This is a genomic window from Candidatus Binatia bacterium, assembly GCA_036382395.1.
In the GTDB taxonomy this organism is placed as follows: domain Bacteria; phylum Desulfobacterota; class Binatia; order HRBIN30; family HRBIN30; genus JAGDMS01.
On the sequence record DASVHW010000203.1, the window covers coordinates 1 to 7991 of the forward strand.

Annotated in this window: 7 protein-coding genes and 1 tRNA gene; 3 read left to right on the top strand and 5 right to left on the bottom strand. The window is 63.6% G+C overall.

The window, feature by feature from the left end:
• A partial coding sequence (locus VF515_09235; GenBank protein HEX7407817.1) for an ATP-binding protein occupies positions 1-1516 on the top strand: 1516 nt, incomplete at its 5' end.
• Here VF515_09235 and VF515_09240 read toward each other — a convergent pair.
• From VF515_09240 to VF515_09250, 3 genes are all read right to left on the bottom strand, one after another.
• Positions 1461-2336, bottom strand: coding sequence for an ABC transporter permease (locus VF515_09240; GenBank protein HEX7407818.1), 876 nt, complete (start codon positions 2334-2336; stop codon positions 1461-1463). The genes VF515_09235 and VF515_09240 overlap by 56 nt on opposite strands.
• On the bottom strand, positions 2333-3256 hold the full coding sequence (gene nikB / locus VF515_09245) for a nickel ABC transporter permease (protein HEX7407819.1): 924 nt from the start codon (positions 3254-3256) through the stop codon (positions 2333-2335). Before nikB ends, VF515_09240 begins: the two co-directional genes overlap by 4 nt.
• Positions 3257-3355: 99 nt before the next feature.
• Complete coding sequence (locus VF515_09250) at positions 3356-4870, bottom strand: ABC transporter substrate-binding protein (GenBank protein HEX7407820.1); 1515 nt, start codon at positions 4868-4870, stop codon at positions 3356-3358.
• Positions 4871-5018: 148 nt separating this feature from the next.
• Here VF515_09250 and VF515_09255 point away from each other — a divergent pair, with 148 nt between their 5' ends.
• A complete protein-coding gene (locus VF515_09255; GenBank protein ID HEX7407821.1) occupies positions 5019-6410 on the top strand; it encodes a transglycosylase SLT domain-containing protein in 1392 nt (463 codons plus the stop codon).
• Positions 6411-6469: 59 nt separating this feature from the next.
• Here VF515_09255 and VF515_09260 read toward each other — a convergent pair whose 3' ends face one another.
• The gene (locus tag VF515_09260; protein HEX7407822.1) at positions 6470-7111 is read right to left on the bottom strand and encodes a DedA family protein; all 642 of its coding nucleotides are present in this window, start codon (positions 7109-7111) and stop codon (positions 6470-6472) included.
• Positions 7112-7278: 167 nt separating this feature from the next.
• On the opposite strand from VF515_09260, the gene VF515_09265 reads away from it, so the two are divergent.
• Positions 7279-7363 (top strand) — tRNA-Leu (locus VF515_09265).
• A 16-nt stretch (positions 7364-7379) separates the two neighbouring features.
• Here VF515_09265 and VF515_09270 read toward each other — a convergent pair.
• Positions 7380-7991 (bottom strand): site-specific integrase (locus tag VF515_09270; protein ID HEX7407823.1); only part of this gene is annotated, 612 nt, incomplete at its 5' end.

Genomic DNA, 7991 nt, shown 5'->3' on the forward strand with positions numbered 1-7991 from the left:
CCCCTCCCCTGTTTCGTTCGCCACACAGAACCAACTCCTGTGGGCCGTTCGCGTCCGCTGGCTCGTCATCGGCGGTTTCCTCTTCTTGGCGCTGGTTGTGCACGCTGTCGGGCTCTTCGGCTCCATCGCACCGTGCCTGCGAGCCGCCGTTTGCGGCGTCATCCTGAACGGGTTGAACCATTGGTACGTACGCCAGCGGCGGCGCGTCACGCTGGTCACCGCGGTTGCGATTCCGTTGGACCACGTGCTGATCACCTACGTCGTGGTGAACACCGGTGGGGTGCAGAGTCCCTTCATCATGATGTACGTCGTCCAGGTGTTAGCCACGGCCATGCTGGTCGACACCCGGGTGGCGGCGCTGAGCGCGGTGTTCGCCATGCTGACATGGCTCCTGGGCATCAGCCTGCTTTCCGCCGGTCATCTTCAGGCGCCCCCTTTGTTCGCCACCGACAGCGGGCTCGGACCCGCCAGTTCGACATCGGTGTACCACGGCATGTGGGCTGCCTTCCTGCTCTATTGCCTATCTTTGCTGGTCTACCTCGGCGGATACATCTCGAATCGTTTACGCACCAGCGAGCGGGACCTCGAGGACAGGAACCGGCGGTTGCATGACGCTCTGGCGTCACTAAACACCGCGCACAAGGACTTGACAGGCGCCTATGATCGATTGAAACAGGCGGAAGCGCATCTTGTGCAATCGGAAAAGATGCGCAGTCTGGGGCAACTCGTCGCCGGAGTGGCGCACGAGCTGAGCAACCCCATCAGCTTCGTTTCGGCCAACGTCGAGCATCTCCGCACCTACGTCAATGCCCTGGCTCAGGCATTGGACGCCTATGGCAGCCTGCCGCTGCCCGCGGACGAGCGCGCGCGCTGTGAAGCCCGACGACGTGAACTTCAAGTTGACCGCGCCCTCGCCGACCTCCCCAGCCTGCTAGACGACTGTGAAGAAGGCGCCCGGCGGACCAAACGCATCGTCAACGAACTCCGGACCTTCGCGCGCAGTGACCGGCACGACTCCTGGGAATGCGTCGACCTCCATCGCGGCATCGACAGCACGTTGGCGCTCCTCACGCATCGTTTGAAGGAGCACATCACCGTGCATCGGGACTACGACGAGTTGCCGGAAGTCGAGTGCTTGCCGGGACCGCTGAATCAGGTCTTCATGAATCTGCTCGCCAACGCCGCCGATGCCATCGGCCTGAAGAACGGCAACGTGTGGATCGCAACGCGCCTGCTCTCCGCCGACCCGGCGGTACCCGGCGGGCCGATGGTCGCCATTGCCATCCGTGATGACGGCGTCGGCATGCCGCCGGACCTGCAAACCAAGGTGTTCGATCCTTTCTTCACCACCAAAGCGGTGGGACAGGGAACGGGTTTGGGGCTCAGCGTCTCCTACGGCATCGTCGAACGGCACGGCGGCACGCTGGCGCTGGCCTCCGTGCCCGGCGCCGGATCGACCTTCACGGTGACGTTGCCGGTGAGACAGCCTCAGACGCCGCCCCCCACGTCGGGCTGAGCAGTTCACCGCCACGCACGTCGAGCGCGTCCCGTAACCCGTCGCCGAGCACGTGCAACCCCAAAACGGTTAACATCATTGCCAGGCCCGGGAACAGCGCGATGTGGGGCGCGATCAGCAGGAACGAACGCCCATCATTGACCATGGCTCCCCAAGAGGGCGTCGGCGGCTGCACTCCGAGGCCGAGAAAACTGAGGCTCGCCTCCCCGACCATGGCGCCAGCCATGCCGAACGTCGCCTGCACCAGCAACGGGGTGAGTAATTGCGGAAAGATGTGCCACGCCATGACCCGTAGCGGCGTCGCGCCCAATGCAATCGCCGCGCTCACGAACTCGCAATTGCGCCAGGCCAGCACCTCGGCGCGAACCAGGCGCGCGTACCCGGTCCACCCGATCACAGACAGCGCCAGCAGCACATTGCGCAGCGACGGACCGAGGACCGCCGACAACGCAATCGCCAGCAGAATCCCCGGAAAGGCCATGAGCACGTCAATCAACCGCATGATGAGATCGTCCGCACGCCCGCCGGCGTATCCGGCCAGCGCCCCGACCCCCAGTCCGATGCTAGCGGAGATGCCGACCACCAGGACGCCGACCAGCAACGACACGCGAGCACCGTACACGACCCGACTCAGCACATCTCTGCCGAGCTTGTCTTGGCCGAAGGGGTGCTCGAGGCGCGGCGGCCGCAGATCTTCACTCAGATTCTGCGTGGTCGGGCTGTCCCGAATTATGCTCGGGCCCAACAACGCCAGCGTTACAAACAGCAGCACGATCGCCAGCCCGGTCAGTACCTGGGTGTTGGTGAGCGCACGCATCATGGCCGCACCCGCAGCCGCGGATCGACCATGCCGTAGAGCAGGTCCGTCAGCAGGTTGATCGACACGTAGCTGAGCGCGATGACCAGGATGCAGCCCTGCACCAGCGGGTAGTCACGCGTCTGGATCGCCAGCAGCGTCAGGCGACCGAGGCCAGGCCAGGCGAAAATCGTCTCGGTTATGATCGTCCCGCCCAACAGGGCGCCAGCTTGCAGGCCGAGGATCGTAATGACCGGCAACACCGCATTGCGTAACGCGTGACCCAACAGGACCCGCGCCTCGCCGGCGCCTTTGGCGCGGGCCGTGCGGATGTAGTCTTCCTGCAGCCGGTCCAGCAGCGTCGCCCGCAGCATACGTATGAGGATGGCGGCCATCCCCATGCCCAGGGTCAAGGCCGGAAGGACCACGGACGACAGCCCCCCGCGTCCCGACACGGGAGCCCATTCCAGGCCGATGGCAAAGGCGACAATCAACATCGGACCGAGGTAGAAGTTCGGCATGCAGGCACCCAGGACGGCCACGCCTCGGCAGGCAACATCGAGCCTCGAATGCGGGCGCGCAGCGGCGGCGAGGGCCAGAGGAACAGCGATGATCAAGGCAGTCACCAGCGCCGCTGCCGCCAGTTCCAGGGTGGCGGGGTAACGCGCCGCAATCAGCCTGCGGACCGGCCGCCCACTATGCAACGAGCGCCCGAGATCCGCGCGCACCAGATGGCTGAGGTAGCGCGCGTACTGCACCGGCAACGGGAGATCGAGCCCCAACTGGCGGCGCAGCCGCAGCTTGTCGGTGGTGTGGGCCGTCTCACCGAGCATCACATCCACCGGATCACCCGGCACCAGGTGGATCAGGAGGAAGACAAGCGTCACCACCCCGAGGACCGTCGGCACGGCAAGCGCAATTCGTCGCACCACGTAGCGGGTCATGGTCTTGAGTGAGCCGGTGTGCCGGTTAACCGGCGAGCCGGCAAGAGCTTGTCCTTCGAGTCTTGATGCACCGGCATACCGGCATACTGCCGCACTCGCTCACCTCTCTTCGATCCACGCATCTTTCAATGACACGTAGCTGGCATTTGGCTGGATCTCAAAGCCCTGCAGCCGCCGGTTGAGCGCGGCGACGTTGGTCGTCCACCAGAGCGGAATCACCGGCAGCAGTTGCGCCACGCGGTGTTGCACCTCGCCGTAGAGGCGCTGCCGTTCTACTGGATTCAAAGTCCGGCGCGCCGCCTCGGTCAACTGATCGACCGATTCCTCGTGGAAGTAGCCGCGATTGCTGCCATGCGGCGGTGTCTGCGAGGAATGGCAGGTCAGGTAGTAGATGTCAGGATCCTCGATGCCAACCCACGCCAGCGAGTAGAGCTGAAAGTCACCGCGCTTGATGTCGTTGTAAAACGTCGCCCACTCGTAGCTGCGAATGTCCAGCGCCACACCGACCTGCGCCAATTGCTCTTGCAGCACTTCGGCGATGCGCCGGCGCAACTCGATGATTGTCGTCTTGTAGGACAAGCGGAAACGCGGGGCTGGGCCGTCGCCGTCGGGATCCGGGTAGCCGGCCTCGTCGAGCAACTCCTTCGCCCGCTTCGGGTTGTACCCGTAGCTCGCGACGTCGCCGCTGAAGGCCCAATGCGTTGGCGGCAGCAGGCCGCTGGCAGGCATGGCCAGCCCTTTGAGAATCGTCATCACAATGGCACCGCGATCGATGGCGTGAGCGATGGCCTGCCGCACCCGCACGTCGGCCAACCGTGCATCGCGCAGATTCAAACCGAGATACTGAAACGTCGTGCCCGGTCTGGTCGTCACCATAATGTGGCGCTGTTTCCGCAGCCATTCGAGCGAGTCCGGATCGATGCCATTTTGGACGAGATCGAGGCTGCCGCGTTTGAGCTGCAGCAAGCGCGACATTGCGTCGGGCACCACGGTGAATACCACGCCGGCGAGCCGAGGACTGCCCAGCGGGTACAGCGGATTGCGGACCAGCACCAGTCTGTCGTCGGGCGTGAATTCGATCAGGCGGAACGGTCCGGAGCCTACGGGCTGCGCCAGCGGTTTGGACGGCGACGCAGCGATCAGGCCGGCGGGCAGGATGCCGAGACCGGTTACATTCAGGAAAGGGGCGAACGGAAAGCGCAGGCGGAAACGGACGGTCAAACGGTCGAGCGCCTCCACCGCTTGGACAGGATCAAGTTCCTGCTGTTTGGGCGAATGCGTGAGGGGATCGAGAATCGCATCGTACGTCGCCTTCACGTCGCCGGCGGTGACCGGCTGACCGTCACTGAAGCGGAAACCGTCGCGCAGGTGAAAGACGTAGGTTTGAGCGTCCGGCGTTTCCCACGAAGCGGCCAGCTGCGGCAGGCGTCGCGACTGGTCATCGAGACGGGTGAGACCATCGAACAGCAGGTCGCCGATCTGGCTCGCCGTCGCGTCGGTAGCGAAGCGCGGATCGAGCGTGATCGGACCAGTGTCCAGCCCGACCGCGACGTACCCGGAAGGCAGCGAAGGCGCTGCGGCACATCCCACGACGATCCAGCTGAGGATCAACACCAGAATTTTCCGCATCGTCTTGGCGAATCGTGTTGACAGTTTTCCTTGGCCTCTGCTACGGTCAGAATCGTAGTAGGGACGTGAGTCCGTGCCGTGTCAATGCCGAGTCGGTCACGGGATGCGTCACTGGAGGAGCGGCGGAGGGGCGATGGCGAAAATAGGCCGGTTGTTGGCGATAGTGATAGCGAGCGCTGTGGTGCACGGCGCCGCCACGAGTGCCGCCGATCCAGGCACCGACCTCTCGTCGATCACGCCGGCGAAACAATCGCCGGTCCCTGTCCTTCCCGGGCTCGGAACTCAAGTTGAGTTCTGGAAACAAATCTTCGGCACCTACTCTACCCACCAGGTGGTGATCCACGATGCCCTGAGTCTGGACCGCATCTACGAGGTCCTCGACTTCCAATCCTTGTCCGACAGCGGCCTCAGCGATGCGGAGATCACCGCCTACTCGCAGGGCAAAGTGCGGAGTGAGAAAGAACGAATCCGTGCCATTTTGATGCGGCTGCATCAGCTCGCGACCGATCCGGGTGAGCTTTCCCCGGAAGAGCGGAAAATACGGGCCCTGTTCACCGATGTCAACAATCCGTCGAGATTCCTGGAAGCCGCGGCGGAGGACCGCCTGCGCGGTCAGGCCGGATTGCGTGAACGTTTCGCTGCCGGGGTGGAGCTCTCGCGCCGCTACCTGCCGGAGATGGAAGTTATTTTTCGTCGCGAGGGGCTACCGATCGAACTGACGCGCCTGCCGCTGGTGGAGTCGTGCTTCAACGTGCGGGCCTATTCCAAAGTCGGTGCGGCCGGCATCTGGCAATTCATGCCGGCGACCGCTCGCCAGTACATGCGCGTCGACCGCGCCGTCGACGAGCGGCGTGATCCCATCGTCTCCACCCGTGCGGCGGCCGAGTATTTGCGGGCAAACCACGAGGTGCTGGGAAGCTGGCCGTTGGCGATCTCGGCGTACAATCACGGGCGGGCCGGGATCGCCAATGCTGTTGCCACGGTCGGCTCTTCCGACCTGGTGCGAATTATCCACAATTATCATGGGCCGGCCTTCAAGTTCGCCTCGCGGAATTTCTACGCTGAATTCATTGCCGCGCTCGATGTGGAGCGGAACTTCGCCAAGTACTTTGGGGAGTTGCACCCTGCGCATCCGCGACGGACGGAAAGCGTGGTCATCCCCACCCATGTTGCTTTCAAGACCGTCACCCGAGCGAGCAACGCCGAAGTCGACACCCTGGTGGACCTCAATCCCGCGCTCACGCACGACGTGATCTCCGGAAAACTGCGGGTGCCCAAGGGGTACCTCCTGCGCCTTCCGGCTGGTTCGGCTGCCGGCTTCAAGGTCCGCTATGCGAATTTGTCGACGCAGGAAAAGCAGGAGACGCCGAAGCTACGTTACGTGGCGCACCGGGTGAAACCTGGGCAGACCTTGGCTGGAATCGCGAAGCGCCACCGCACGACGGTGGCTGCGATCCGGCGCCGGAACAATCTGCGCGCCACGCGTCTCCGCGCCGGCCAGAGCCTGAAGATCCCAACGACCTGACTACGACGGCACCCGAATCCTCCGGGGAACAGCGACGACGGGCGGAACCCGGCAGCACATCAATGGTCACCCGAGTGGTGAGCGCTCGCCGTTTGATCGCGCTGCCGCGCGAACTTGACGTACAAGTAGACCGCGACCACGGCTGCGGCAAAGGCGACCATGCCGGCACGCCCGAGGTACTTCTCAATCGTGGTCCAGTTGTTGCCGACGAAATAGCCGATGAGGGAAAACGTGGCTGCCCACGCCACGCCACCGCACACGTTGGCAACAAGGAACCAGTGGTAAGGCATTCTCGACATGCCCGCGACCACGGGGGCAAAGGCTCGCAGGTACCCCACAAACCGACCCAGGAACACCGTCTTGCCACCGTGTTCGGCAAAGAACCGGCGCGCCTGATCCAGGTATTCGGGTTTGAACAGGAGATAGCGCCCATACTTGCGGAAGAATGCTTCCCCAAACCGGTAGCCGATGAAGTAGCCGACACTATCCCCGAGTATCGCTCCGGCCGAAGCCAGTCCGATGACGGCGGTGAGATTCAGGTCGCCGCTTCCGGCAAACAGCCCGGCAATCACGATGACGCTTTCGCCTGGCACCACCAAGCCAACGAAGGCGGAAGTCTCGAGGAACGCCATGACGAAGACGATGTAGTAACCCCAGGCTAGCAGGTGGGAGAGAATGAAGTTCAGTATGCGCTCGTCCACTGGCCGCTCATCCGAAACGGGATGGTATCACAGAATACGCCATGGGCGGATGAAGCATCCGACTTGATCTCCTCTATCTGTTCTGCGACCTGGACGTTGCTGACAGCGGCAGCAAAATGGTAGCAGTCTGGAGCTAGGGGAAGGCGAACCAGTTGGTTTTCGCAAGGGCCGGGGTGGTGGAACTGGCAGACACACAGGACTTAAAATCCTGTGGGGGTTTCCCCCGTACGGGTTCGAGTCCCGTCCCCGGCACTGATTTTTCAAGCACTTAGCTGGCCTCCCCTGACGCCTTGCCGGTGGGCAATGCGACAACTTTCCCTAACCCGTCCCTAACGGGCGCCCCGACCTTCTCGGCAGCCGCGCGCAAGTCGCCCTCGGAAGTCACATTGTAGCGGTCGAAAATGCTGCGCGTCTTGTGTCCAAGGATCTGCATCGCCACGCGCTCGGGAACCCCGCTCCTGACGTAGTTGCGGGCGGCCGTGCGGCGGAAGTCGTGCAGGGTGCGGCCCGCGATGCCAGCTCGATCGCACGCGCTCCGCCACGCGGCGTAGTAGTCACGAATGGGGCGCCCGTCGTGATGGAAGACACGCCCCACAATGCAGCTCCGCTCGCGCTCGACTTGCGAGGTTTTCTGCCGCCAAGCCTGCAACGATTCGAGGGCCTCCAGCGGCAGATAGACGAGACGGCCTTGTTTGTTCTTCGTGGTTCCAGGGTCGAGCCGCACGGTGCCGGCGTCAAGATCCACGTGGCGCCATTCGAGAGTCAGCAACTCGCCGCGGCGCCAGCCCGTCCAGTAGGCAAAGGTCGCCAGCGGTTGCAGGTAGTCGGGTAGCTGCTTCCGCACGCCCTCCAATTCCGCGCGCTCGAAAAAGCCGGTGCG